The organism is Paraburkholderia sediminicola (assembly GCF_046026895.1).
In the GTDB taxonomy this organism is placed as follows: Bacteria; Pseudomonadota; Gammaproteobacteria; order Burkholderiales; family Burkholderiaceae; genus Paraburkholderia; species Paraburkholderia sediminicola_C.
In genome coordinates, this window is record NZ_JAQQEU010000058.1 from 20,184 (window position 1) to 43,580 (window position 23,397).

The window sequence follows — 23,397 nt, forward strand, 5'->3', positions numbered from 1 at the left end:
AAATTGGTGCATTGCAGCCTGTTTTTATTGGTGCCATATCAAAAAGGGGCGAAAGAAAACGGCATCTGACTGCCGTTTCCATGTAGTCCCTTGATGCAAAACGCTTTATGACGTATGCGGCGTCTCGCGCACCTTGCGCGGCCGGCCGCGCGGCAGCGGCGAAACGCGCCGGTTTGCGGCCCGCGCCGCCCATTCCCGATAGGTATCGCTGCCCAGAACCCAGCCTTTCAGCGTGGCCTGCTGGAGCTGACTGGCTTCACGCTCGTCGAGCGGCTGCTCGCACAACTCGCGATACGCGCGCTGCCGCTCGAACGGCGTATTGCCGAGCGACCAGTACAACGGGTGGTCAGTAATCAGGCTGTCGAGCGTGAGGCCGATGTGGTGCCGATAGCTCGACCAGCGATAGTCTTCCGGCGCGCTGACGAGTTGCGCGCGCACCGGACACATCTCGACGACGCGGCTCGCCAGCAGGAAGTAGCGCTCGCCCTCGATCACCGTGGCCCGGTAGCGGCCCTCCCAAAGCGTGCCACGGCGCGCGTAGCGTCGATTGAAGTGCGCGACGTAGCGACGCCCGACGGCCTGCATCGCTTTCGGCAGGCTCGACTCCTCGGTGGGCGTGACGAGCAGCTGCACGGCGCCCGGCATCAATGCATACGCGTGGATCGACAAGTGATGGTCGCGCGATGCCGCTTTCAGACAGTCGATGAAGAGTTCGTAGTCCTGGTCGTCGACGAATGCGGGCTGCTGATCGAGCCCGCGGAGGATGACGTGCTGCGGCTGGTCAGGGACATAAAGACGTGCAAGCCGTGCCATGCTGGAGTATCCGATAGTCGCGTTGGTACATACCCGAAGGTCCGAAGAACCGCATGCGCCCAAGGTTCGGCGTGGAGCGGCGAAGCCAGAAACCGCGCGGCGCTTAGGGAGAAAGCTCTAACCGCCGCGTATGGTTTGTTTCAAACGTTCTCGTCATAATGAGCGGGCCTTTTTTGGAGGAGCACATATGAAATTAAAACAGGCCGTAACGGGGATGGCGGCGCTAGTCTGCATGACAACGGCAGCGCACGCACAATCGGCCGGCAGCTTTTTCGTCACGACGGGCTGGTTCCATCTTTCGCCTCAATCGAGCAGCGACCCGTTGACCGTGACAAGCATTGGCGGGAGCCCGACCAACATCACCGAACCCAACACCGGCGCAAAACTCAGTTCGGCCGACACGATCGGTATTACTGCCGGCTACTTCGTCACAGATCACATTGCAACTGAATTCGTTATTGGCTACCCGCCGACTTTCGATCTGACCGGCTCGGGCAGCCTCGAACAATTCGGCAAGCTGGGGCAGGCAAAACAGTGGAGCCCGACTCTGCTGCTCAAGTACTACTTCAATGCCCCGACCGCCACATTCCGTCCGTATCTCGGCATCGGTGTGAGCCGCATCTGGTTCACCGACGCAAAGATCACCAACAGCGCATTCGAAGCTAACGTTCTGCATGGTCCGACCAGCGTCTCAACGGATAGTTCGTGGGAGCCGGTGTTTAATGCCGGTTTCACGTACGCGTTCAACCAGCACTGGTTCGCGGGCGTGTCGATCTCCTACCTGCCGCTCAGCACGACCGCCAAGCTGAACACCGCGGCCGCCACGCCGGTCGGCACGCTTAACGTGCAATCGCAAACCAAGATCAAACTGAACCCGATCGTTAGCTACGTCAACATCGGTTACCGTTTCTAACGCTTCGTGAAAAATGGGGGCTGTAGAGTTAGGGTAGTCGAATTTTGGTGGCTTGGACAACGCCGTCATCGCTCCGATGACGGCGTTTTTCATTGGGCGCGCCCAGGCAAAGGCGTGCGCCGCGGCAGACGTGGGCATTTGTAAATTTGACCCGGGCGGGCGTCGGCGCGTGCAATATCTGCGGACGATCCGTTGACCTGCACCCATGTGCGCAGAGGCTCGCGGGTTTGGCACCGAAGTTGCGTCCAAAGGGTGTTTCCCGCGTTGCACCGCGCCGCCGTGTATTCGTGGCAAGGTGACGGCTGACGCGACAACGCGTGGAACCCTTTTCACCTCACTGACGGAGCGACCATGACAGCACTTCCGAATACGAGAGACGCTCTCGGCGAATCCTGGACCAGTACGAGCCGCCGTGCGCGGCGCATCGCTCGCCACAGCCGCCACGCGGCCGAAGACATTGCGGGCGAGTTGCGCACACTGTTGACGGAGCTCGAAGCCACGCTGGCCGACGGCACGCAGGCCGACGCTGTGGCCTTGCGCGGCAAGATTCGCAAACAACTCGATGCGGCGCGCTCGCGGCTGAACGATACCCGTGAGGCGGTACGCGAACGTGCGGAAGTCGCGATCTCCGACGCCGACCACTACGTGCATGAAAATCCGTGGCAGACGATCGCGATCGTGGGCGGCGTTGCGCTGATCGCGGGCGCGCTATTCGCGTCGCGGTTGCGCTGAGTTGCACAAGGCCAGCTGATGGCGACGGCGGGGCCGCCATTGTTTCGGCGGTCTCGATCTTGATCGCGCCGTGGTTGAGCGGCATGGCGAGTGGGCGACGGCACCGCCCACCGGTGCCACCCCGATGCCCGCATGCGCGAGGCCGACGCGCGCTTGCGCCGCCTAGTTGTCGTCGATCACGAATAGCCGCTGGTATTCCTTCACCGCATAGCGATCCGTCATGCCCGCGATGTAGTGGGCGATCAGACGCGATTGCTGCGTCTCGTCCACCGCTTGATAGCCGGGCGGCAACAGCCGCGGATCTGCCGTGAACGCGTCGAACAGCCCGACCACGACGCGACGCGCCTTGTTGGCCATGCGCATCACGCGGTAATGGCGATACAGGTTCTTGAAGAGGAAGCGCTTGAGCACCGCAGCCTGCGCGGCAATGGCATCGCTGTGCGCGACGAGCGCAGGCGCTGCGCGCACGGCGTCCAGCGAAGCCGGTGCGTAGCGGACCAGGTTCTGCTTGGTCGTATCGATCAGATCGACGATCAGCGTATTGATGATGCGGCGCACCGTCTCATGGATCAGCCTGCGCCCTTCGATCAGCGGAAAGTCACGGCGCGCGGTGTCGTAGTGCGTCTGCCATAACTCCACCTCGGCGAGTTGCTCGATCGTGAGCAAACCCGAGCGCAAACCGTCGTCGACATCATGATTGTTGTACGCGATCTCGTCGGCAACATTGGCGATCTGCGCCTCGATCGATGCCTGCCGTCCTTCGAGAAAACGCTCACCCAGCGCGCCGAGCCGTCGTGCGTTGTCTCGCGAGCAATGCTTAAGGATGCCCTCGCGCGTTTCGAAGCACAGGTTCAGGCCATTGAATGCACCGTAGTGCTCCTCCAGGTCGTCGACGACCGCGAGGCTCTGCAGGTTGTGCTCGAAACCGCCGTGCTCGCGCATGCATTCGTTCAGCGCGTCCTGGCCGGCATGGCCGAACGGCGTATGACCGAGATCGTGGGCCAGTGAGATCGCTTCGACGAGGTCTTCGTTGACACGCAGGTTACGAGCAACCGAACGCGCGATCTGTGCGACTTCGAGACTATGGGTCAGGCGCGTGCGGAACAGGTCGCCCTCGTGATTCACGAACACCTGGGTTTTGTATTCGAGCCGGCGGAACGCCGTCGAGTGAACGATGCGGTCACGATCCCGCTGGAATTCAGTGCGAGCGCTGGGCGCGGCTTCAGGATAGCGGCGGCCGCGCGACCGGGCGGAATGAGCCGCGTAGGGCGCGAGATGCGCTTCGAGTGCCTCCTGCGTCGGCACGGCGATCGCCGCCATGCCTGCCGCCGGGTCATGCTGTACATCGTCGCTGCGCCTGTCACTCACCGGGTTCTCCGAAACATGGGCGGCGCCTCGTGACGCTGGTGCGTGATGCGTAGCTGGAATTGCTTCGTCGTGTTCTAGACAGCGGCGGCCAGCGTGGCGTGCACCTCGGCATCGGGCGCCTGGGTGATCAGCGTCTCACCGAAACGCTTCAGCAGAATGAATTTGATCGCGCCGGCTTCCGCCTTCTTGTCGACCTGCATGAGCTCGACATAACGCGCCTCGCCGAGCGCGGGCGCGCGGATCGGCAAATGCGCGGCGACGATCACGTCGACCAGACGCCGTCGCGTCGCTTCGTCGAGACAGCCCATGCGCACGGAAAGATCCGCGGCCATTGCCATCCCGCAGCCGACCGCCTCGCCGTGCAGCCACTCGCCGTAGCCGAGGCCGGCCTCGATGGCGTGGCCGAAGGTGTGGCCGAAGTTGAGGATCGCGCGCAGTCCACCTTCGCGTTCGTCGCGCGCCACCACCGACGCCTTGATTTCGCACGAGCGCTTGACCGCCTCGGTCAGGGCGGCGGGTTCGCAGCGATTCAGCGCCTCGATGTTGGCTTCGATCCAGCTGAAGAAATCGGCGTCGGCGATGGCGCCGGTCTTGATCACCTCCGCGACGCCCGCAGCCAGTTCACGCGCGGGCAGCGTGCGCAGCGTGCCAATGTCGGCGATCACCGCCTGCGGCTGGTAGAACGCGCCGATCATATTCTTGCCGAGCGGATGATTGATGCCGGTCTTGCCGCCCACCGACGAATCCACCTGCGACAGCAAGGTAGTAGGCACCTGAATGAACGGCACGCCGCGCATGTAGCAGGCCGCGGCGAAACCCGTCATGTCGCCGATCACGCCACCGCCCAGTGCGACGAGCGTGGTCTTGCGGTCGGCGCGCGAGCCGAGCAGCGCGTCGAAAATCCGGTTCAGGGTTGCGAGGTTCTTGTGCGCCTCGCCGTCGGGCAACACGACCGTCGACACCTGTTTGCCGAGCGGCGCCAGCGCGGCGCGCAGGGCGGCGCCGTAGAGCGGATCGACCGTGGTGTTCGTGACGATGGTGACCGAGTTGCCGGCGATGTGCGGCGCGAACAGCGCGGTCTGGCCGATCAGATCGGCACCGATATGGATAGGGTAGGCGCGTTCGCCCAGTTCGACGTTGACGGTAATCATACGGTCCATTATGACGCAGGATGTTTGGCGACGCCGGCCATCTCGAGCTGCATCAGAACCATGTTGACGAGTCCGTTGACCGAGGGCCGGCCGGTTTCAATCACGAAATGCGCGCATTCGCGGTAGAGCGGATCGCGCACTTCGTAGAGCGCTTCGAGGCGTGCCTTGGGGTCTTCCGTCTGCAAAAGCGGGCGATTCTTGTCGCGGCGCGTGCGCAGCCACAGGTCATGAGGATTGGCCCGCAGATAGATCACCACACCGTTGTTCTGCAGCGCTGCGCGGTTCTCCGGCCGCAGCACCGCGCCGCCGCCGGTCGCCAGCACGATATTGTCGCGCCCGGTCAGCTCGGCAATCACGCTCGCCTCGCGCTCGCGGAAGCCCGCTTCACCTTCCAGTTCGAAGATCACCGGAATGCGCGCACCCGTGCGCGCCTCGATTTCATGATCGGAATCGAAGAACGGGCGATCGAGACGGCGCGCAACGGCCCGGCCCACGGTGGTTTTCCCTGCCCCCATGAGCCCCACAAAAAATACATTGGCGTGTGCGTCCCGCGCTTGCAACGGTGTCCTCTGGCTAATCCGGTATGGTTCGTGCCGCAGCTTACTGGCAAAGCGGCTGCCTTGTCGAGCCTGCGCGCCGCGGCTGGCGACCGGCGGCAGCCTGCCCCTAATTTATCGGAATGACGCGTGGCGTGATGAAAACAGCTAGCTCGCTACGCGCGTCGCGATGCGCCCGATTGCGGAAAAGCGCGCCCAAAACCGGTATTTTGCCCAGGACAGGCACCCTGGTCATATCGTCCCGGTCGTCGGTCGCATAAATTCCGCCGATCGACACCGTACCACCATCCTCGACTTCGACGCGGGTTTGCACGTGTTTGGTGTTGATCGCGGGCCCGGCGTCGGTCTGCTCGCCGACGCTGTCCTTGGCGACATCGAGGTCCAGCACGACCCGGCCGTCCGGCATGATTTGCGGCTCGACCTCCAGTTTGAGGGTGGCCCGGCGAAACTGCACGCCCGACACGCCCTGCCCCACCTTGGCCTGATACGGCAGCTCGGTGCCCTGCTCGACCACCGCTTTCATCCGGTCCGCGGTGACGACCCGCGGACTCGAAACGATCTTCCCGTGTCCTTCGGTTTCGAGCGCGCTCAACTCCAGGTTCAGCAGCCGCGTCGCGCCCGCTGCGAACAGCGTCAAGCCGGCGGTGGCGGCGTCGAAGCCGGAAATCGGCCGGGCGGCCAGGTCGTAGACCGTACCGTCCGTGCCGCCGCGCAAGCCCTTCGCCGTACCGTCCGTGCTGGTGGCCGCCAGCGCGAGCCGCACGCCGAGATTGCGCGAAAAGCCGTAGTCGCCCTCGACGATCTGCGCTTCGATCAGCACCTGACGGGTCGGACGGTCGACGGATGCGAGCAGCGCCGCAATCTGCTCCAGCCGTCCCGCGAGATCGGTCACGAACAGCAGATTGGTGCGCGGGTCGGCGGTCACGGCGCCGCGCTTGGACAGCACGCGCTGGGTGCCGGAGCCGGTCAGGAGACGCCGCACGTCCTCGGCGTGTGCGTAGTGCAGCTCGAACGTGCGGCTTGCGAGCGGTTCGAGATCGGCGGCACGCGCATGGGCTTCGAAGCGTTGCCGCTCGCGCGCGGCCAGATCCGCCATTGGCGCGACCCAGATCACGTTGCCGTGACGCTCCATCGCCAGGTTGTTGACGTCGAGCAGAGTATCGAACGCGGTGCGCCACGGCACCTTGTCGAGCCGCAGCGAAACCGCGCCGCGCACCCGCTCGCTCGCGACGAAGTTCAGCCCCGTGAACTCCGCGAACGCCTTGAGCACGGCGCCGAGTTCGGCACGCTGGAAGTTCAGCGAGATCGGTTTGTCGTCGGCGGGGAGTGCGGCGATCGCGGAGTCGGCGGCATGGTTCGGCGCATCGCTCAGGCGGATGCGCGGCGGCAGCGGCACCGGCGGACCTTCGAGCGCAGTGGAGCCGCCGGCATCGTCTCGAGCCGCAGCAGCCGATTGCTTGCCAAGCGGCACCGAACCTTCGACGGCGGCGGCGAAGTCGTCCGCATTGACATTGCCTGATGGCGCGACGCTTCGCGACGTGCTTGGGTCGTCTGCCGCCTCGTCGCGAAACGGGTTCGGCACTTCGCTGGACTGAGCGCGCGGCAACGGGGCCGCGCCGTACGCACTGTCGGCCGAAGCGACGGCGTCGTAGAGCGGCATGTAGCCTGGCAGCGGCGGCAGCGCAGCCCGCGCAATACCAGCGCTGACTGCAGCGCCGACATACAGGCCCACACACACTAGAACGCAGCGGTACACGCCCACTCCCGGAGAAGGGCGAGCGCCAACACGTGAGGACCTGGTCGGCAACGGCGTTGCGAGGCTCATCACGAAGCCTCCGCCAGCGCGAGTGTGCGAGTCGTGCCATCTTTGACGAGCGTAATGCCGAGCGTGTCGAGCTTCGTCACGCGTTCCCCGCCAAGCTGCTGTCCCGTCCGGATGGTGGTTGCCCCGTCCGGCGTATCGAGCAAGGCCACCCCGCGCGTGCGATCGCACAGCACGCCGACCAGCCGCAATGGCGAAACATCGGGCGGCTCGCCGGCTGCGCGCATCTGCGGCTGCAGGAACGGGTCGAAGAACACGACCTCTTCGTCGTCGTCCGAATCGAGGCTCGCGTCGTCGAGCACGTGCGCCGCGTCATTCGCGGACACCGGCCGCAGCGCGCTAAAGACGCGCAGCGTCGCGCTCACCGATAGCGCGGCGGCGTCCTGTTTAACGGTAAGGTCGGCGGGAACGATCAGCACTGGCAGGTCCGCCAGTCCATGCAGAAACGCCATCAGGTGGACGAAGTCCGTGCGTGCGGTCAACTGCAAAGGGCGCATGCGTTCGACGCCCTCACCCTTGGCGGCGCCGGGCTCGACTGCAAGCAACGCGACGCCATTCTGCGCGGCCAGCTCGGAGACGATGCGCACGTCGTCCGCGGAACTCCATGGCGACGTCGCCGGGACAACGGGCGCCACCGGCGTGGCTGCCGCGGCACGACGCAACAAGGGCAATTGCGCCAGCGCGCGCCTCGCGTCCGCGAGACGCTGAACGCTCACCGCCAACGCCGCGCGGCTCGTCCCGACTCCGCCGAGATCGGCGACGATCCAGCCGTGCGCGCCAAGGCCAAACACCAGCGCAAAGATCAGCAGCGCGACCGCCCAGCGGCGGCGCCGGCTCCATGCATCGAGCGGCACGCGCAGCCGCGTCAGCCATTGGGAAAGGAAGAGCTGGGGGCGTGCCGTGCCGCCCGATTCGAAAAAGATCGTACTCATTTTGCACCTCCTGATGCTTCGGACTTCAAGGGCCCCGCCGCCGGGGAGCCGGCTTTCGTAGCGGCTTTCGGCGCGGGTTCATCCCAACGTAAGCGCGCGCCGAACTCGACCGGACCGCCCGCGCTTTCATCTCCTCGCGCGCCGCCGCGTGTCGCTGGACGATGCAAGTCGTTCATCTCCGCCCCCATCACGCCGCGAATCGCACTCAGACGCTTGAGCCACTCGGCCGACACGAGATGGCTGCGCGACGTCGCCAGCAGTTCCGTCTCGTGCTCGCGCTGGCGCAATTGGCGCAACACCACGCCGTCGCCCGGTTCGAAACTGAGTGCTTCGAGCAGGTCGAGCAGGTGCTGGAGCGGCTCGGACAAGCTCGCCGCACGCGCCGCGTTTTTGCGCTGCTCGTCTTGTGCGCGGAGCAATGTCGCGTGCTCCGCGAGCGGCGCGCTCAATTGCATGACGGACCGCTCGAACGACGCACGCTGCGCATCGAACCGCGCCTTCTCGAACGCCTGCCACGCGGCCAACGCGAGGATGGCGGCACATCCGGCGAGGGCTGCGGCCATGCATTCGCGCACGCGAGCCTGCCGCGCGAGCCGCGCATTGCGCTGCCGATACGGCAGCAGATTGAAACCGCCGAGCCACGGCTGAGCGAACCGCGTACCGCGCGACACAGCCGACGCGTTCGGACCGGCTGCGCGCAAAAGCAAAAGGCCGCGCATCATTCGAGCACCCCGCGCAACGCAAGCCCGAACGCCACGGCGCCGGCGGGCTCATGCAGCAATTCATCGCTGAGAGGCCGTACGAGACCGCCGAGCGCGGCGCATTCGAACGGCAGCACCGTGCAGCCCAACACGTCCGCGATGTCCGCCAGCGAGAAGCCCACGCCTTCGAGAAGATCGATTTCGCCGCTCACCAACGCGCAGTCGAGCACGGGTCCCTGGACGAGATCGCGCAACGCGTCGGCCAGGTCGGCATGCTCCGGCGCCGGATAGCGCATTTCGCCGGCGATGCTGTCGTCGACGATGCGCCATCCGTACACGCCGTCCGTGCCGACCCACAACGCCGCATACGGCTCGTGCTGATCGAGTTCGCGGCTTGCCGCGTAGCGCATGGCGCGCAACGCCGCATGCGGTTCGCCGTCGACGGCGGTGAGCGAAATGCCTGCGGTCGCCGCGCATTCCATGCGCGCTTCGAGATGCTGGCGCGCAGTGGCGGCGATCTTCACCGTGCGGACCGGCGCCGGCGTTTCATCGACAAACCAGTCGACCGCCAGCGCGTGCCTTTCGAGACCGGCGATGCGCTCCGCCTCGCCCATCACCGCGGGCTCCAGCTCGGCCAGCGCCGGTCCGCCGTCTTCCCCGCAACGGCTTTGCGCCGCGAGCCGCGCGAGCGGCACCGTGGTAGTCAAGGTGGCCGATGCGGGCACCGCCATCGCGCAGCGCAAAGCGTGAGTTGCGCACGCACGCGGCAGACCGGCAAACGCGTCGCGCAACGCGCGCGCCACCGCCTGGCGGTCGGCGATTTCGACGCCGGCCATCGCGCCGGCGTGCAGCGGCACGGTCCTGAGGTACTCGAGATACAAAGCGCCGCGTGCGCGCGAGCGCTGGCTCACCACCACCAGACGCACGTTTTGCGAACCCACATCGATCCCGGCGGCAAACCGCTGCCGCCCTGAATGCACTGTCTGAAGCCACGAATTTCTGAACATCATCACGCCCTCCCTCTGCCTCACGCGACGAACCATTCGAACGCGAGTTACGAAGGAGAATTGTGCGTAGCCGCGGCGGCGCGCGACACTCAGCCGAATGGCTAACGTTGAGTATCAGACGCTCTGCGTGCGATCAAAGGGACTACAGTGAAGTCATTCCCGCACCGCGCACGCGAACGCGTCGAGCCCTGTCCGTAAGCATGCCGAAAGCTCAAAAGCGAGGCGGCTATAATCGCGGGACTGTTTTTTGGTGCACATATGCAATCAACGTCTCCCACGTCCCCGCCGCCCGCGCCTCAGAAGCGCAAACGTCCGCTATGGGTCAAGCTCATCATTGGCTTTTTCGGGCTGATCGTCGCAGGCATTCTGTGCGTGCTGCTGGTGCTCGGTTATGCGCTCGTCGTCGCCACGCCGAACCTGCCCTCGCTCGACGCACTGACCGACTATCGTCCGAAAGTACCGCTGCGCATCTACACGGCCGACCATGTGCTGATCGGCGAATTCGGCGAGGAGCGGCGCGACATCGTGCACTTCCAGGACGTGCCGGATAGTCTGAAGAAGGCAATCCTCGCGATCGAAGACGCGCGCTTCTATGATCACGGCGGCGTCGACCTCACCGGCATCGCCCGCGCCGGCTTCGTGGCGCTGACCAACGGCCACGCCACCCAGGGCGCCAGCACGATCACGATGCAGGTGGCGCGCAACTTCTTCCTGTCGAGCGAAAAGACCTACACGCGCAAGATCTACGAGATGCTGCTCGCGTACAAGATCGAGTCGAAGCTGACGAAAGATCAGATTCTCGAGGTGTACATGAATCAGATCTATCTCGGTCAGCGTGCGTATGGTTTCGCAAGCGCGGCGCGGGTGTACTTCGGCAAGGACCTCAAAGATCTGACGCTGGCCGAGTCGGCCATGCTGGCCGGTCTGCCGAAGGCGCCCTCCGCGTATAACCCGGTCGTCAATCCGAAGCGCGCGAAGGTGCGGCAGGAGTACATCCTGCAGCGCATGTACGAACTGCACTACATCACCCAGGAACAATACGACGAGGCAAGCCGACAGCCGCTGGTCGTCAAGGGCGCCGGCAAGGAGTTCAGCGTGCACGCGGAGTACATCGCTGAGATGGTGCGGCAGATGATGTACGCGCAGTATCGCGAAGAGGCGTACACGCGCGGCCTGAACGTCGTGACCACGATCGACTCCGCCGATCAGGACGTCGCTTACCACGCGCTGCGCAAAGGTCTGATGGACTTCGAACGCCGCCATGGCTATCGCGGCCCGGAGGCGTTCATCGATCTGCCCTCCGATGCGCAGGACCGCGAGCAGGCGATCGACGACGCGTTGCTCGAACATCCGGACAACGGCGAGATCATCGCCGCCGTCGTCACCGCGGCGAGCCCGAAGCAGGTACAGGCCACGTTCATCGACGGCAATGTCGCGACCATCCAGGGCGACGGCCTGCGCTTCGCGCAAACCGCGCTCAGTGCGCGCGCGCAGCCGAATCAACGTGTGCGGCCCGGCGCGATCATCCGGCTCGTGAAGAACGACGACGGCGACTGGTCGATCACGCAGTTGCCGCAAGTGGAAGGCGCATTCATTTCGATCATTCCGCAAGACGGCGCGATTCGCGCGCTGGTCGGCGGCTTCGACTTCAACAAGAACAAGTTCAATCACGTGACCCAGGCGTGGCGTCAGCCGGGTTCGAGCTTCAAGCCGTTCATCTATTCGGCGTCGCTCGAAAAAGGCCTCGGACCGGCCACCGTGATCAACGACGCGCCGCTCTTTTTCAGCGCCGCCGAAACCGGCGGCCAGGCGTGGGAGCCCAAGAACTACGGCGGCGGTTTCGATGGTCCGATGACGATGCGTACCGCGCTACAGAAGTCGAAGAACCTCGTGTCGATCCGCATCCTGAATCACATCGGCACGAAATACGCGCAGCAGTACATCACGCGTTTCGGCTTCGACGCGGAGCGTCACCCCGCTTATCTGCCGATGGCGCTCGGCGCGGGTCTCGTCACGCCGTTACAGATGGCGGGTGCGTTCTCGGTGTTCGCGAACGGCGGCTACCGGGTCAATCCGTATCTGATCGCCGAGGTCACCGATCAGCGCGGCATCGTGGTCGCCCACGCGCAGCCGCTGGTTGCCGCGCAAAGCGCGCCGCACGCAATCGAGCCGCGCAATGCGTACGTGATGAACAGCTTGCTGCAAAGTGTCGCGCAACGCGGCACGGGCGCGAAGAGCAACGCGCTCAAGCGCACCGATCTGGCCGGCAAGACGGGCACGACCAACGATTCGCGCGACGCGTGGTTCGCCGGTTATCAGCACACGCTCACGGCGATCGCATGGATCGGTTACGACAATCCGCGCAGTCTCGGCGACAAGGAAACCGGCGGCGGCCTCGCGCTGCCGGTGTGGATCGAGTACATGGGACGCGCGCTCAAAGGCGTGCCGGAGTACAAGATGGCTCGTCCCGACGACGTGACCGAAATCGGCTCGGAGCTGTATTTCGACGACTTCACGCCGGGAAACGGTTTCGTCGCGACGGTCGGCGTCAGTCAGGCGACGCTGGACGCCGAGGCAAGCGCGGCCGCGGCTGCGCCCCAGCAGGTCGGCGAACAGGAGAAGCAGGACATCATGAACCTGTTCCGCGGACACTGACGCTTCGTCTGTTGCCGCTGGAAAAAGCAAAACCGCCGCGCTCGAGAGATGCGCGGCGGTTTTATTTTGAACGGTTGGTCCGCGCTACACGGCGGCGCCCGGTTTCGTGCACGTGCGCACGTGGATGCGCGAGCGCGACACTCGCCGGCGAGGACCGATCCGGTTACGCCGAAAAACGAACCGGCTCGCCAGCCTGCTGCGTCGCATAGTCCGACAGCGCCGCGAAAAACTCGCTGCCGCTGCGCGTGTCGCGCCATTCGCCATCGACGAACCGGAAGTGAAAGCCACCCGCTTTCGCCGCGATCCAGATCTCGCTCATCGGCGGTTGAAGGTTGACGATGATCTTCGAGCGATTCTCGAATTCGAGCGTCAGCACGTTGCCGCTGCGTTCGAGTTCGATGTCGGCATCGGTGTCGTCGAGCGCGCGTTCGATGGCGGCTAGCGCGGCCTCCGCGCGGGTCAGGTAATCACTATCGGACATGCTAAACTCCATCGATTATTTATTCAGGGACAGTCATGCGAGTCGTATCTCGGATGCGCGCGGCGGTGCCCGGCCGCGCGATTGTAGCGGGTTTAACCATTCTCGCAGGTTGTGCACTCGGTGGCTCGCTCGCCGGTTGCGGACAACGCGGCTCGCTCTACTTGCCCACCGTGCCGCCGCTACCGGCCCCGCCCGCTCATCGCACGCAAACGCCGCCGGCGGACGAAGCGCAGCCCGCATCGAGCAGCGCCACCGACATGAGCACCGTACCGGATACCTCGGGCACGCCGCTCTCGCTGGCGCCGGAAACCGAACTCGCCACGCCGCCCGCTTCCGCTGCATCCGGTACCGCGGCCCCGCTGCCTGCCTCCGCCGTCACCCCCGTTCAATAAGACTTTCGCATGACTCGATCCGCATTTGACTACGTCGACGGCGTATTGCACGCCGAGAGCGTGTCCGCCCTCTCCCTCGCCGAACAGTTCGGCACGCCGCTGTACGTCTATTCGCGCGCCGCGCTCACCGAAGCATGGAACGCATATGCCGGCGCCTGCGCGGGCCGTCGCGCGAGCGTGCACGTGGCCGTCAAGGCCAACAGTAATCTCGCGGTGCTGAACGTGTTCGCGCGCCTCGGCGCGGGCTTCGACATCGTGTCGGGCGGCGAACTGGCGCGCGTGCTGGCCGCCGGCGGCAAAGCGGAAAACACCGTGTTTTCCGGCGTCGGCAAACACGCGGACGAGATGCGCGAGGCGCTCGCGGCCGGCGTCAAATGCTTCAACGTCGAATCGATTCCCGAACTCGATCGCCTGAATGCGGTTGCGGCCGACATGGGCAAGAAGGCGCCGGTGTCGTTGCGCGTGAATCCGGACGTCGATGCGAAAACACATCCGTATATTTCCACCGGGCTGAAGTCGAACAAGTTCGGCGTCGCCTTCGAAGACGCGCGCTCCACGTATCAGGCCGCCGCGGCGATGACGAATCTCGAGGTCGTCGGCATCGACTGCCATATCGGTTCGCAGATCACCGAAGTCGCGCCATATCTCGATGCAGTCGACAAGGTGCTGGACCTCGTCGAGCAGATCGAACAGGACGGCGTGACGATCCGTCACATCGATGTGGGCGGCGGTCTGGGCATCACCTACGACGACGAAACCCCGCCTGAGATCGGCGCGTTCGTGCGCACCGTGCTGGATCGCATCGAAGCGCGCGGTCATGGTCATCGCGAAGTTTATTTCGAGCCGGGCCGCTCGCTGGTCGGCAACGCGGGCGTGCTGCTCACGCGCGTCGAGTTTCTAAAGCCGGGCGCGGAAAAGAATTTCGTGATCGTCGACGCGGCGATGACCGATCTCGCGCGCCCCGCGATGTACGACGCTTATCACGCTATCGATGCGGTGGCCAGGCGCGACGTGCCGGCTCACGTGTACGACGTGGTCGGCCCGGTTTGTGAAAGCGGCGACTGGCTCGGCCGCGAACGCTTGTTGGCGGTCGAACCCGGCGATCTGCTGGCGATCCGCTCGGCCGGTGCATACGGCTTCGTGATGAGTTCCAACTACAACACGCGTCCGCGTGCGGCCGAGGTGATGGTCGATGGTACACAGGCGCATGTGGTTCGCGCCCGCGAAGAGGTCAAGCAACTGTTTGCGGGCGAATCGATTTTGCCGGTGTAAACGTTAGCCTACGCAGATGGCTCCTTTAGGTAGCAGGAAAAAAGGCGATGCCGTGGTGTGAACCGCGGCACCGCCTTTTTCTATTGCGCGGCTTGCTTGGCCCCGGCGCACGCGACACTCCTCAACGCGGCTTCAATCTTCGATCACGCAGCCATACGATCAGTCGCCACCCCAACAGCACCACCATGATGGCGCCATAGATCTTCGGCAGCAGCAGATCGTGCTTGCCCGCCTTCATCCACCAGAAGTGCAGGATCGCCAGCGCACCGATCGCATAGATCGCGCGATGCAACGTCTGCCAGCGACGGCCGAGCTTGCGCACCATCGCACGCGGCGACGTCGCGGCCAGCGCGACCAGCAACACGAACGCCGCGAAGCCCACCGTGATGAAGGGGCGCTTGCCGATGTCCTTCAGAATGGCCGCCACGTCGAACCACTTGTCGAACCAGAGGTAAGTGGTGAAATGCAGCGTCGCGTAGAAGAACGTGTAGAGCCCGAGCATGCGCCGAAAACGCACGAACGCGGCGACGCCCGTGAATCGACGCAACGGCGTGACGGCCAGCGTGATGCAGAGAAACACGAGCGTCCACAGACCGGTCGAGCGTGTGATGAACTCGATCGGATTTGCACCGAGCCGGTCGGTCACGCCGAACAACACGATGCGCGCGAGCGGATACCACGCCGCGATAAACACCGCGATTTTGGCGGGCACGATCCAACGCGCGCCGCCTGCGGCAGGTTTGTTTGCGGTTGCCGTCGCTGGCGCCGAGGGCGCGCAATCCTGCCCGCGCGGCATCGTGCGCTTGGGCTGGACAATGGGTTGCGTATCGGAAGCCATCAACGTGCCTCAGAAATTCTTCTTCAGATCCATGCCCTGATAAAGCGACGCGACCTGATCGCCGTAGCCGTTGAAGATCAGCGTCTTGCGCTTGGGCGTGAAGAAGCCGTCTTCGCCGATGCGCCGTTCGGTTGCCTGGCTCCAACGCGGATGATCGACGTTCGGATTCACGTTCGAATAGAAGCCGTATTCATTCGACGCATAAGTGTTCCAGCTGGTCGGCGGCTGCTTGTCGAGGAAGCGGATCTTCACCAGCGACTTCGCACTCTTGAAACCATATTTCCACGGCACCACGACGCGCACCGGCGCGCCGTTCTGATTGGGCAGCACCTGGCCGTAAAGCCCCATCGTAAGCAGAGTCAGCGGATTCATTGCTTCGTCCATGCGCAGCCCTTCGGAATACGGCCAGTCGAGCACGGGCGTCGCAAGGCCCGGCATTTGCGACGGATCGGCCAACGTGATGAACTGCACGTATCTGGCATTGCCGGTCGGCTCCACGCGCTTGATCAACTCCGACAGCGGCACGCCGATCCAAGGAATCACCATCGACCATCCTTCGACACAGCGCAGCCGGTACACACGCTCTTCGAGTGGCGCGAGCTTCAGCAGTTCGTCGATGTCGTACACCTTCGGGTTCTTGATCTCGCCCTCGACGCTCACCTTCCACGGATGCGGCCGCAGCGTCCCTGCGTTATGCGCGGGATCGCTCTTGTCGGTGCCGAACTCGTAGAAGTTGTTGTACGTGGTGATGTCCTTGAACGGCGTGATCCTGTCGAGCGCCACGAATTTGGTATTGGTCTTGGCCGCCAGCTTCTGCGCCTTCGGGTCCGGCGACGTGTAGGCCGCCAGCGCCTCGCCGCTGCCGCCGATCAAGCCGCCTAGCGCCACCGCCCCGGCCGCTTGCAGCACGCGCCGCCGGTTCTCGAAAACGCGCTGCGGCGTGATTTCGCTGCGCGCGATGTCGTCGCCGACGAGTCGCATTCTGTCACTTCGCTTGATCCACATCGTGCTGCTCCTTGCCGACCCCTCGGTTGGTGTATCCGACGCGGCCATATTGATGATCGCTCGTCCTGGCTTTCGTCCAGCCAGCCATAGGTACCCGCATAACGAACACATTGGATGCAGCCAATATTCCGTCAGCTATAAAAAAACCGCCGGTGCAAAGCACGCGGCGGCTCTTGGTCGGTCCAGTGCGGCGGATCTTACAGCTTGCCGTAGCTGTGCAGCCCCGACAGGAACATGTTGACGCCGAGAAACGCGAAGGTCGTCACGAGCAGGCCGGTGAGCGCCCACCATGCCGCCATCGCACCGCGCAACCCCTTCATCAGACGCATGTGCAGCCAGGCCGCGTAGTTCAGCCAGACGATCAGCGCCCACGTTTCCTTCGGGTCCCAGCTCCAGTAGCCGCCCCATGCTTCCGCAGCCCACAGCGCGCCGAGAATCGTTGCGATCGTGAAGAACGCGAAGCCGACGGCGATCGACTTGTACATCAGGTCGTCGAGCACGTCGAGCGCCGGCAGGCGGTCCACCAGCATGCCGCGCTCTTTCGCCAGATACGCGACGCCGACCATGGCCGACAGCGCAAAGCTGCCATAGCCGATGAAGTTTGCCGGCACGTGAATCTTCATCCACCAGCTTTGCAGCGCGGGAACCAGCGGCTGGATCTGCTGCGCGTCGCGCGCCACCGAGTACCACATCAGGAAGCCGACGGCGGCGCTGATCACCAGCAGCACGAACGCGCCGAGCGCGCGGGTGTTGTAGTGCTGCTCGTAGTACAGATAGAACAGCGCTGTGATGAGGCTGAACAGCACGAACACTTCGTACAGGTTCGAGATCGGAATATGGCCGACGTCGGCGCCGATCAGGTACGACTCGTACCAACGCACCATCATGCCGACGAAGCCCATCACCACTGCGGCCCACGTCATCTTCGAGCCGATCGCCGCGCCGGTCGGCGAGCGCGACACGAGGCCGATCCAGTAGAACACGGTGGCGAACACGAAGAGCGCGCTCATCCACAGAATCGCGGATTGGCTCGACAGGAAATACTTGAGGAAGAACGCGCTATCCGCGCGGCTGAGATCGCCGTGGTAGATCTGGATCGCCAGCAGCGAGAGCGCCGCGATTCCCACCATCAACGGACGCACCGGTTTCCAGCGCCAGCCGAGCACGACGAATACCGGCACCGCGCACACCAGCACCAGCTTGTCGTAGTAGTTCATGAACGGGTAGTAGCGCGACAGCGCAAACCCGGCGCCCGCGACCATCGCCACGGCGAACAGCCAGTCGATGATGCCGAGCCGCTTCAGAAACGGCCGCTCGTCGTATTGCGCGACGTTGAGCATCTCGTTCGCGAACGATTTGTCGGGCCGCGAGGGTGAGGATGAGGAAACCTGAGTCAAGTCCATGATCTTACCGGGTCGAATCTTGTGAGCTTGCGGACGGTCCGCCAGCATTGCCGGGCTTGCTGGAGGCGCCGGCGGCGTCGACTGCTTCGATGAGCTTCGTGCCCAGCGCGACGCCCACGGCGTCGCGCGTCTGAACGAACTCTTTTTCGAAGTCGAGCGTTTTGCGCGCACTCGACATCGCCATGACGACTTGCGTGCCGTGATCGGTATCTTTGAGCCAGAACCAGAGGCGCCGTTCGCGCACGTAGAACATCGAAAAGATGCCCAAAACGAGAAGCAGGCTGCCAAGATACACGACTTTTTTGCCCGGCGCGCGCGTCAACTGAAATACCGAAGCTTGCACCTGCTTGAAAGAGTCAAGCTGCAAGTAAACCGGCGATCCATACAAAAAGCTGTCGGATATCGCATTGATCGAGCTTTGAATGAAGCGGCTCGCCTCCGCGTTTGCCTGCGCGTCGGGCTCGCCGAGCCGCTGGCGGGACAGTTGCCACACATCCCACGTCGCGCCTTCCAGCATGCGCAGCAGCAGGCCCGCAGCCTTCTCCTGCTCGCCTTTCGGCACCGAATGGTCGATAAAGCCGGCAATCGCCTGGAAGCCGCCGAGCGCCTGGCCGTTCGGCAATTTGGCGCTGCTGTCCGCGCCGGCAAAAAGGGTCAGCACACGCAGCGCGCTTTCTTCGAGATGCTGTTGCAGCTCGACATTCGAACTCGGCACCGAGCGCTGCGCGAAACGGTGCGCGGCCGCGGCGCGCATCGCCGGATCTTCGAGCGTGGCGCGCAGGTTCATCCATTCCTTGACTGTGCCGCCGCTGTCGGCGGGAATACGCAGGTAGCGGAACGGATCGTCCGGATTCAAGCGCATGCCGGCCAGGAACATCTTCTCGCCGGCGACGTCCACCGGCAGCATGTAGTTGTTGTACTCGCGCGCCTGGCCGTCCTTGTCGCGCACCTTGTACTGCACCGACGGGCCGACGTTGTGCAGATCGAGCGGTTTCGAGCTCTTCGCGCCGGAGCCGAGGCGCTCGTCGAACGCTTCTTTCAGCGAGCGATGCGCGGCGACGCCACGGGCATCGGGCTGGCCGCTGCCGTTGGAGATATTTTCGACGTTGATCGCGCGGAAATCGGTGAATTCGACCGTCTGGCCGTCGGCGAGCGGCGTGGCCGTGCTGAGCGGCGCATTGCCGCCGATCGCGCCGCCGAACGGCGCGGTCTTCGCGCTCGCACCGGACATCGGGTAGGCGGTCATCTGCATCTGCGAGCCGCCATCCTGGAAGCTCGACTGATAAATCGACACGCCGTCGTATTCGAACGGCTTGTTCACCTCGACGCGCGCCGGCACGCGCGCGCCCGTCTTGTGATCGACCACGACGATGTCGCTCGCGAACAGCTTCGGCATGCCCGTCGAGTAGTAGTCGACGATGAACTTGTTCAGCTCGATCGAGAACGGCAAGTCCTGAATCAGCGAGCCGTCCGGCTGGTTCAGGATCGCCGTCGACACATGCTGGCCTTCCGGCACCCATGCATAGCCGCGGAAAGTCGGGTTCGACTGCGACAGGCGATGCGCCGGCGGAATCTCGTTGATCACCGTGTTCGCGCGGATCGGCGATTTGTCGAACAGCCACATTTGCAGCTTGATCGGCAAATTGCTGTCGAGCAGGCCGCCGACGCAGATCACGACGATCGCAAGGTGAGCTGAGATGTAGCCGAATTTGGTCAACGCGCCGCGCTTCGCGGCGATCAGCGTGGCGCCTTCCGACTCGCGCGTGACGAACTTGTAGCCGAGTCTGGCCGAGAGTTTCGCGAGCACTGCCGAGGTGTGCGCGCGCGTGCCGTGCACTGCGAATTCGCCCTTGTGGTGGAACGCGCGCAAGCTGCCTTCGCGGACCTTGTCCTTCCAGCTCTTCGCGTCGGCGACCATCTTCGGCGCATTGCGGATCACGCACAGCGACACCGACACCATCAGGAAGCCGAGAATCAGCATGAACCACCACGAGCTGTACACCGTGTACAGGCTCAGCGCGCGGAAGATGTCCGCCCAGAACGGGCCGAACTGATTGACGTAGTTGGGATACGGATCGTCCTGCGTGAGGACGGTGCCGATGATGCTGGCGATCGACAGAATCACGAGCAGCGCAATCGCGAAACGCATCGAACTCACTACTTCGACGACGCTGCGAATGACGCGATTGCCCGACTTCGACTGTAAACCCGACGTGGTGACGCTCATTCATACTCCGACTGAACAGCAAAAAAGGGTGAAGGGCCGTCGCACCCGCGACGCCCTCACCCTTTTCTTGTTTTGTACCGGCCTTGAGGGGCCGGTTGCACTTGCGCGCGGACTCTTAACGCAAGCCCGCGATGTAATCGGCCACAGCCTTGATTTCGCTGTCCGACAGACGCGACGCAATGGCATGCATCGCCTCGTTGTTGTTGCGCGCGCCAGGACCTTGAGTAAACGCGGCCAGCTGCGTCACCGAATACTCCGCCCACTGCCCCGACAGATGCGGGAACTGTGACGGAATGCCCTGACCAGTCGGCCCGTGGCAGGCGGCGCACGCCGGCACGCCCTTGTCCGCGATCCCGCCTCGATAAATCTTCTGGCCGAGCGCGACGGTGTTCTTGTTGTGCGCATAGCCTGGTTTCGGGGTCTGCGCCGCGAAATAGGCAGCCAGGTTGACCATGTCCTGTTCGGAGAGCGCCGCGGCCATGCCCGCCATGATCGCATTGTTGCGCGCGGGCTGCTTTGCGCCCGGCTGAATCTTGAAGTCCCTGAGCTGCTTGACGAGATATTCGGGATGCTGGCCCGCCAGCTTCGGATACGCGCCGCCGGCACTGTTGCCGTCTGCGCCGTGACATGACGCACACACCTGCACCGCGATTGCCTGCCCCCGATTGACGTCCGGCTTTGCCGGTTCTGCTGCTCGTGCCTGAATTGCCAAACCTGAAAGACCTGCCGCTACATGAAGCACCATCAGAGTCTTGCTCAGTCGATTCATTCGCACACCCTGTCTCGTCTTGTGGAATTTTAGAGGTTTTGCAAAATACGACGGCGACCGAGTGACCGCCAGGAGCCGCCAAGGCACGCGGGCTGGCCCCCTCGGGTTTTCAGTAAACCATCGTATTGTACAATAACTCGCTAATCGCTAAGACGCCAGTCGGGCTTGACCCGTCCCCACTCCGGTTCCCCGGCGTCTCGAATCCTGGCCTGATCATGTCCTTCCTGCTCCACCAATCCCGATTTTTCACGACCGTCAATCATCTGCGCGATCTGCCGGCCACCGCGCAACCCGAGATCGCCTTCGCGGGACGGTCGAACGCGGGTAAGTCGACGGCTATCAACATCCTGTGCAATCAGAAGCGGCTGGCGTTCGCCAGTAAGACGCCGGGACGCACGCAGCACATCAATTATTTTTCGGTGGGTAAGGCCGACGAGCCGACCGCGCATCTGGTCGACCTGCCGGGCTACGGTTACGCGGAAGTGCCGGGCGCCGCCAAGGCGCACTGGGAAGCGCTGCTGTCCACCTATCTGCAATCGCGCTCGCAACTGCGCGGGATGATTCTGATGATGGACTCGCGCCGCCCGTTGACCGATCTGGATCGGCGGATGATCGAGTGGTTCGCGCCGACCGGCAAGCCGATCCACGCGCTGCTGACCAAATGCGACAAATTGACGCGCCAGGAATGCGTGAACGCGTTGCGTGCCACGCAGAAAGGTCTGGCCGAATATCGCGCTGCCGGCTACCAGGGCGAACTGACCGCACAACTATTTTCGGCGCTCAAGCGCATCGGGATCGATGAAGCGCACGAGCTGATCGAAAGCTGGCTAATCCCCGAGGCAAAGGGCGAGACAGCCCCCGCGCAGTAAGCGCGGCTGCCCGGCTTCGAGAGGCGAGATTGTTGTTTCCGGCCCCCATAAAAAAACCCGCCGATCGAACGGCGGGTCAAACAGCCTAATCGAAATAAACGACAGGCACCCGCTCAGGGAGGAGAAGCGGGGAGGTCAGCGCTAGGCGCCTTGCTCGATCGGTATGATATACCATTGTCTCGAAAAGTTTCCGGGAGCGGAGCCAGGCGTTACTTGTCCACTCCACACATCCACGAGTTTCGATCCGATATGAGTTTCTACCCGCACTACCGTCCGCGCCGCATGCGCCGTGACGACTTCTCGCGTCGCCTGATGCGCGAAAACATCCTCACCACCAACGATCTGATCTACCCCGTGTTCATCGTCGAAGGGACGAACGTGCGGCAAGCCGTGCCGTCGATGCCGAGCGTCGAACGCGTGTCGGTCGATCTGCTGATGGGCGTCGCCGAGCAATGCGTCGAACTGGGCGTGCCGGTGTTGTCGCTGTTCCCCGCGATCGAGCCCTCGCTGAAGACGCCCGATGGCCGTGAAGCGACCAATCCGGCTGGCCTGATCCCGCGCGCGGTTCGCGAGCTGAAGAAGAATTTTCCCGAGCTGGGTGTGCTCACCGACGTCGCGCTCGATCCTTACACGAGTCACGGCCAGGACGGCGTGCTCGACGAAACTGGGTATGTGATTAATGACGAGACCGTCGAGATCCTCGTCGAGCAGGCGCGTGTGCAGGCTGAGGCGGGCGTCGACATCGTCGCACCTTCGGACATGATGGACGGCCGCATCGGCGCGATCCGCGAAATGCTCGAGAGCGAGGATTACATCCATACGCGCATCATGGCTTACGCGGCCAAGTTCGCGTCGGCGTTCTACGGCCCCTTCCGCGATGCCGTCGGTTCCGCGACGAACCTCGGCAAGAGCAACAAGATGACCTATCAGATGGACCCGGCCAACTCGAATGAAGCGCTGCGCGAAGTGCAAGCGGACATCAACGAAGGCGCGGATATGGTGATGGTCAAGCCGGGCATGCCGTATCTGGACATAGTGCGTCGCGTGAAGGACGAGTTCCAGTTCCCTACCTACGTGTACCAGGTCAGCGGCGAATACGCGATGCTGAAAGCGGCCGCGCAGAACGGCTGGCTGGATCATGACAAGGTCATGATGGAATCGCTGCTGGCGTTCAAGCGGGCTGGCGCCGACGGGGTTTTGACGTATTTCGCGCTGGATGCCGCGCGGATGTTGCGCTCGCAGAAGTAGGCTGAAGCGCTGCCTGTTGGCGGTGGCTTGTCAGGCGTTGAGAAAAACGGAGACGGACTTTTGAGTCGCGCCTCCGTTTTTTTTGCGATGTCAATTGGCACGGTTCGCTTTTGATCGGGCGATGCAAATGCTTCCGTGGAGCCCGCGCAGCGGTGCGCTGCGTCATGCAGCGAGGCTTGCGCGCACAAGTACGACATCGCCGCTTGCGTGTCGCGCGTGTCGGTGAGTTGCTAAATGTTAAG

General features: G+C 63.7%; 21 protein-coding genes. 7 read left to right on the forward strand and 14 right to left on the reverse strand.

Going from position 1 to position 23,397, the window contains the following annotated elements:
* Positions 1–105: 105 nt before the first annotated feature.
* Positions 106–813, reverse strand: coding sequence for a transposase (locus tag PQR02_RS29505; RefSeq protein ID WP_408239860.1), 708 nt, complete (start codon positions 811–813; stop codon positions 106–108).
* A gap of 187 nt (positions 814–1,000) precedes the next feature.
* Here PQR02_RS29505 and PQR02_RS29510 point away from each other — a divergent pair, with 187 nt between their 5' ends.
* Together PQR02_RS29510 and PQR02_RS29515 are read left to right on the forward strand one after the other, a co-directional pair.
* Positions 1,001–1,726, forward strand: coding sequence for an OmpW/AlkL family protein (locus tag PQR02_RS29510; RefSeq protein WP_408239863.1), 726 nt, complete (start codon positions 1,001–1,003; stop codon positions 1,724–1,726).
* A gap of 351 nt (positions 1,727–2,077) precedes the next feature.
* Entirely contained in the window at positions 2,078–2,458 is a 381-nt protein-coding gene (locus tag PQR02_RS29515; RefSeq protein ID WP_408239866.1) for an ElaB/YgaM/YqjD family protein, read from the forward strand.
* Between the two features lie 162 nt (positions 2,459–2,620).
* Here the strand turns inward: PQR02_RS29515 and PQR02_RS29520 are convergent, their stop codons facing one another.
* From PQR02_RS29520 to pilM, 7 genes are all read right to left on the reverse strand, one after another.
* Positions 2,621–3,826 (reverse strand): deoxyguanosinetriphosphate triphosphohydrolase, encoded by a 1,206-nt coding sequence (locus tag PQR02_RS29520; protein WP_408239869.1) that lies wholly within the window; start codon positions 3,824–3,826, stop codon positions 2,621–2,623.
* 74 nt (positions 3,827–3,900) lie between these two features.
* On the reverse strand, positions 3,901–4,986 hold the full coding sequence (aroB, locus tag PQR02_RS29525; protein WP_408239872.1) for a 3-dehydroquinate synthase: 1,086 nt from the start codon (positions 4,984–4,986) through the stop codon (positions 3,901–3,903).
* Entirely contained in the window at positions 4,986–5,537 is a 552-nt protein-coding gene (locus PQR02_RS29530; RefSeq protein ID WP_408239875.1) for a shikimate kinase, read from the reverse strand. Before PQR02_RS29530 ends, aroB begins: the two co-directional genes overlap by 1 nt.
* Positions 5,538–5,643: 106 nt before the next feature.
* The gene (locus PQR02_RS29535) at positions 5,644–7,359 is read right to left on the reverse strand and encodes a type IV pilus secretin PilQ (RefSeq protein WP_408239878.1); all 1,716 of its coding nucleotides are present in this window, start codon (positions 7,357–7,359) and stop codon (positions 5,644–5,646) included.
* The gene (locus PQR02_RS29540) at positions 7,359–8,288 is read right to left on the reverse strand and encodes a hypothetical protein (RefSeq protein ID WP_408239881.1); all 930 of its coding nucleotides are present in this window, start codon (positions 8,286–8,288) and stop codon (positions 7,359–7,361) included. Before PQR02_RS29540 ends, PQR02_RS29535 begins: the two co-directional genes overlap by 1 nt.
* The gene (locus PQR02_RS29545; RefSeq protein ID WP_408239884.1) at positions 8,285–8,959 is read right to left on the reverse strand and encodes a fimbrial assembly protein; all 675 of its coding nucleotides are present in this window, start codon (positions 8,957–8,959) and stop codon (positions 8,285–8,287) included. Before PQR02_RS29545 ends, PQR02_RS29540 begins: the two co-directional genes overlap by 4 nt.
* Positions 8,960–9,006: 47 nt before the next feature.
* Positions 9,007–9,999 carry a type IV pilus biogenesis protein PilM gene (gene pilM, locus PQR02_RS29550; RefSeq protein ID WP_408239887.1) on the reverse strand — a complete coding sequence of 331 codons (993 nt, stop codon included), beginning with the start codon at positions 9,997–9,999 and terminating at the stop codon, positions 9,007–9,009.
* A 255-nt stretch (positions 10,000–10,254) separates the two neighbouring features.
* Between pilM and PQR02_RS29555 the strand changes: the two genes are divergently transcribed.
* Positions 10,255–12,651: a penicillin-binding protein 1A gene (locus tag PQR02_RS29555; RefSeq protein WP_408239890.1), complete on the forward strand. Its 2,397-nt coding sequence runs from the start codon at positions 10,255–10,257 to the stop codon at positions 12,649–12,651.
* Positions 12,652–12,814: 163 nt separating this feature from the next.
* On the opposite strand, the gene cyaY is transcribed toward PQR02_RS29555, so the two are convergent.
* Entirely contained in the window at positions 12,815–13,132 is a 318-nt protein-coding gene (gene cyaY / locus PQR02_RS29560; protein WP_408239893.1) for an iron donor protein CyaY, read from the reverse strand.
* Positions 13,133–13,167: 35 nt separating this feature from the next.
* On the opposite strand from cyaY, the gene PQR02_RS29565 reads away from it, so the two are divergent.
* Both PQR02_RS29565 and lysA read left to right on the forward strand, forming a co-directional pair.
* Positions 13,168–13,524 carry a lipoprotein gene (locus tag PQR02_RS29565; RefSeq protein ID WP_408239896.1) on the forward strand — a complete coding sequence of 119 codons (357 nt, stop codon included), beginning with the start codon at positions 13,168–13,170 and terminating at the stop codon, positions 13,522–13,524.
* 9 nt (positions 13,525–13,533) lie between these two features.
* Positions 13,534–14,796: a diaminopimelate decarboxylase gene (gene lysA, locus PQR02_RS29570; protein WP_408239899.1), complete on the forward strand. Its 1,263-nt coding sequence runs from the start codon at positions 13,534–13,536 to the stop codon at positions 14,794–14,796.
* Between the two features lie 121 nt (positions 14,797–14,917).
* On the opposite strand, the gene msrQ is transcribed toward lysA, so the two are convergent.
* The 5 genes from msrQ to PQR02_RS29595 form a co-directional block, all read right to left on the reverse strand.
* A complete protein-coding gene (gene msrQ / locus PQR02_RS29575; protein WP_408239902.1) occupies positions 14,918–15,634 on the reverse strand; it encodes a protein-methionine-sulfoxide reductase heme-binding subunit MsrQ in 717 nt (238 codons plus the stop codon).
* Positions 15,635–15,643: 9 nt separating this feature from the next.
* Positions 15,644–16,639 carry a protein-methionine-sulfoxide reductase catalytic subunit MsrP gene (gene msrP / locus PQR02_RS29580; RefSeq protein WP_408239905.1) on the reverse strand — a complete coding sequence of 332 codons (996 nt, stop codon included), beginning with the start codon at positions 16,637–16,639 and terminating at the stop codon, positions 15,644–15,646.
* A gap of 197 nt (positions 16,640–16,836) precedes the next feature.
* A complete protein-coding gene (gene ccsB, locus PQR02_RS29585) occupies positions 16,837–18,042 on the reverse strand; it encodes a c-type cytochrome biogenesis protein CcsB (RefSeq protein WP_408239908.1) in 1,206 nt (401 codons plus the stop codon).
* A gap of 4 nt (positions 18,043–18,046) precedes the next feature.
* Positions 18,047–20,269 (reverse strand): cytochrome c biogenesis protein ResB, encoded by a 2,223-nt coding sequence (locus PQR02_RS29590; RefSeq protein ID WP_408239911.1) that lies wholly within the window; start codon positions 20,267–20,269, stop codon positions 18,047–18,049.
* 115 nt (positions 20,270–20,384) lie between these two features.
* On the reverse strand, positions 20,385–21,038 hold the full coding sequence (locus PQR02_RS29595) for a c-type cytochrome (protein ID WP_408239914.1): 654 nt from the start codon (positions 21,036–21,038) through the stop codon (positions 20,385–20,387).
* A gap of 215 nt (positions 21,039–21,253) precedes the next feature.
* Here PQR02_RS29595 and yihA point away from each other — a divergent pair, with 215 nt between their 5' ends.
* Both yihA and hemB read left to right on the forward strand, forming a co-directional pair.
* The gene (gene yihA / locus PQR02_RS29600) at positions 21,254–21,907 is read left to right on the forward strand and encodes a ribosome biogenesis GTP-binding protein YihA/YsxC (protein ID WP_408239918.1); all 654 of its coding nucleotides are present in this window, start codon (positions 21,254–21,256) and stop codon (positions 21,905–21,907) included.
* Between the two features lie 249 nt (positions 21,908–22,156).
* Positions 22,157–23,155 carry a porphobilinogen synthase gene (hemB, locus tag PQR02_RS29605; protein WP_408239921.1) on the forward strand — a complete coding sequence of 333 codons (999 nt, stop codon included), beginning with the start codon at positions 22,157–22,159 and terminating at the stop codon, positions 23,153–23,155.
* Positions 23,156–23,397: the final 242 nt, after the last annotated feature.

What these genes read in the sequence shown, in the direction of transcription:
- PQR02_RS29505 (WP_408239860.1), bottom strand. Translation starts at nt 813, where the DNA reads ATGGCACGGCTTGCACGTCTTTATGTCCCTGACCAGCCGCAGCACGTC.
- PQR02_RS29510 (WP_408239863.1), top strand. Translation starts at nt 1,001, where the DNA reads ATGAAATTAAAACAGGCCGTAACGGGGATGGCGGCGCTAGTCTGCATG.
- PQR02_RS29515 (WP_408239866.1), top strand. Translation starts at nt 2,078, where the DNA reads ATGACAGCACTTCCGAATACGAGAGACGCTCTCGGCGAATCCTGGACC.
- aroB (WP_408239872.1), bottom strand. Translation starts at nt 4,986, where the DNA reads ATGGACCGTATGATTACCGTCAACGTCGAACTGGGCGAACGCGCCTAC.
- PQR02_RS29535 (WP_408239878.1), bottom strand. Translation starts at nt 7,359, where the DNA reads ATGAGCCTCGCAACGCCGTTGCCGACCAGGTCCTCACGTGTTGGCGCT.
- PQR02_RS29540 (WP_408239881.1), bottom strand. Translation starts at nt 8,288, where the DNA reads ATGAGTACGATCTTTTTCGAATCGGGCGGCACGGCACGCCCCCAGCTC.
- pilM (WP_408239887.1), bottom strand. Translation starts at nt 9,999, where the DNA reads ATGATGTTCAGAAATTCGTGGCTTCAGACAGTGCATTCAGGGCGGCAG.
- PQR02_RS29555 (WP_408239890.1), top strand. Translation starts at nt 10,255, where the DNA reads ATGCAATCAACGTCTCCCACGTCCCCGCCGCCCGCGCCTCAGAAGCGC.
- cyaY (WP_408239893.1), bottom strand. Translation starts at nt 13,132, where the DNA reads ATGTCCGATAGTGATTACCTGACCCGCGCGGAGGCCGCGCTAGCCGCC.
- PQR02_RS29565 (WP_408239896.1), top strand. Translation starts at nt 13,168, where the DNA reads ATGCGAGTCGTATCTCGGATGCGCGCGGCGGTGCCCGGCCGCGCGATT.
- lysA (WP_408239899.1), top strand. Translation starts at nt 13,534, where the DNA reads ATGACTCGATCCGCATTTGACTACGTCGACGGCGTATTGCACGCCGAG.
- msrQ (WP_408239902.1), bottom strand. Translation starts at nt 15,634, where the DNA reads ATGGCTTCCGATACGCAACCCATTGTCCAGCCCAAGCGCACGATGCCG.
- msrP (WP_408239905.1), bottom strand. Translation starts at nt 16,639, where the DNA reads ATGTGGATCAAGCGAAGTGACAGAATGCGACTCGTCGGCGACGACATC.
- ccsB (WP_408239908.1), bottom strand. Translation starts at nt 18,042, where the DNA reads ATGGACTTGACTCAGGTTTCCTCATCCTCACCCTCGCGGCCCGACAAA.
- PQR02_RS29590 (WP_408239911.1), bottom strand. Translation starts at nt 20,269, where the DNA reads ATGAGCGTCACCACGTCGGGTTTACAGTCGAAGTCGGGCAATCGCGTC.
- PQR02_RS29595 (WP_408239914.1), bottom strand. Translation starts at nt 21,038, where the DNA reads ATGAATCGACTGAGCAAGACTCTGATGGTGCTTCATGTAGCGGCAGGT.
- yihA (WP_408239918.1), top strand. Translation starts at nt 21,254, where the DNA reads ATGTCCTTCCTGCTCCACCAATCCCGATTTTTCACGACCGTCAATCAT.
- hemB (WP_408239921.1), top strand. Translation starts at nt 22,157, where the DNA reads ATGAGTTTCTACCCGCACTACCGTCCGCGCCGCATGCGCCGTGACGAC.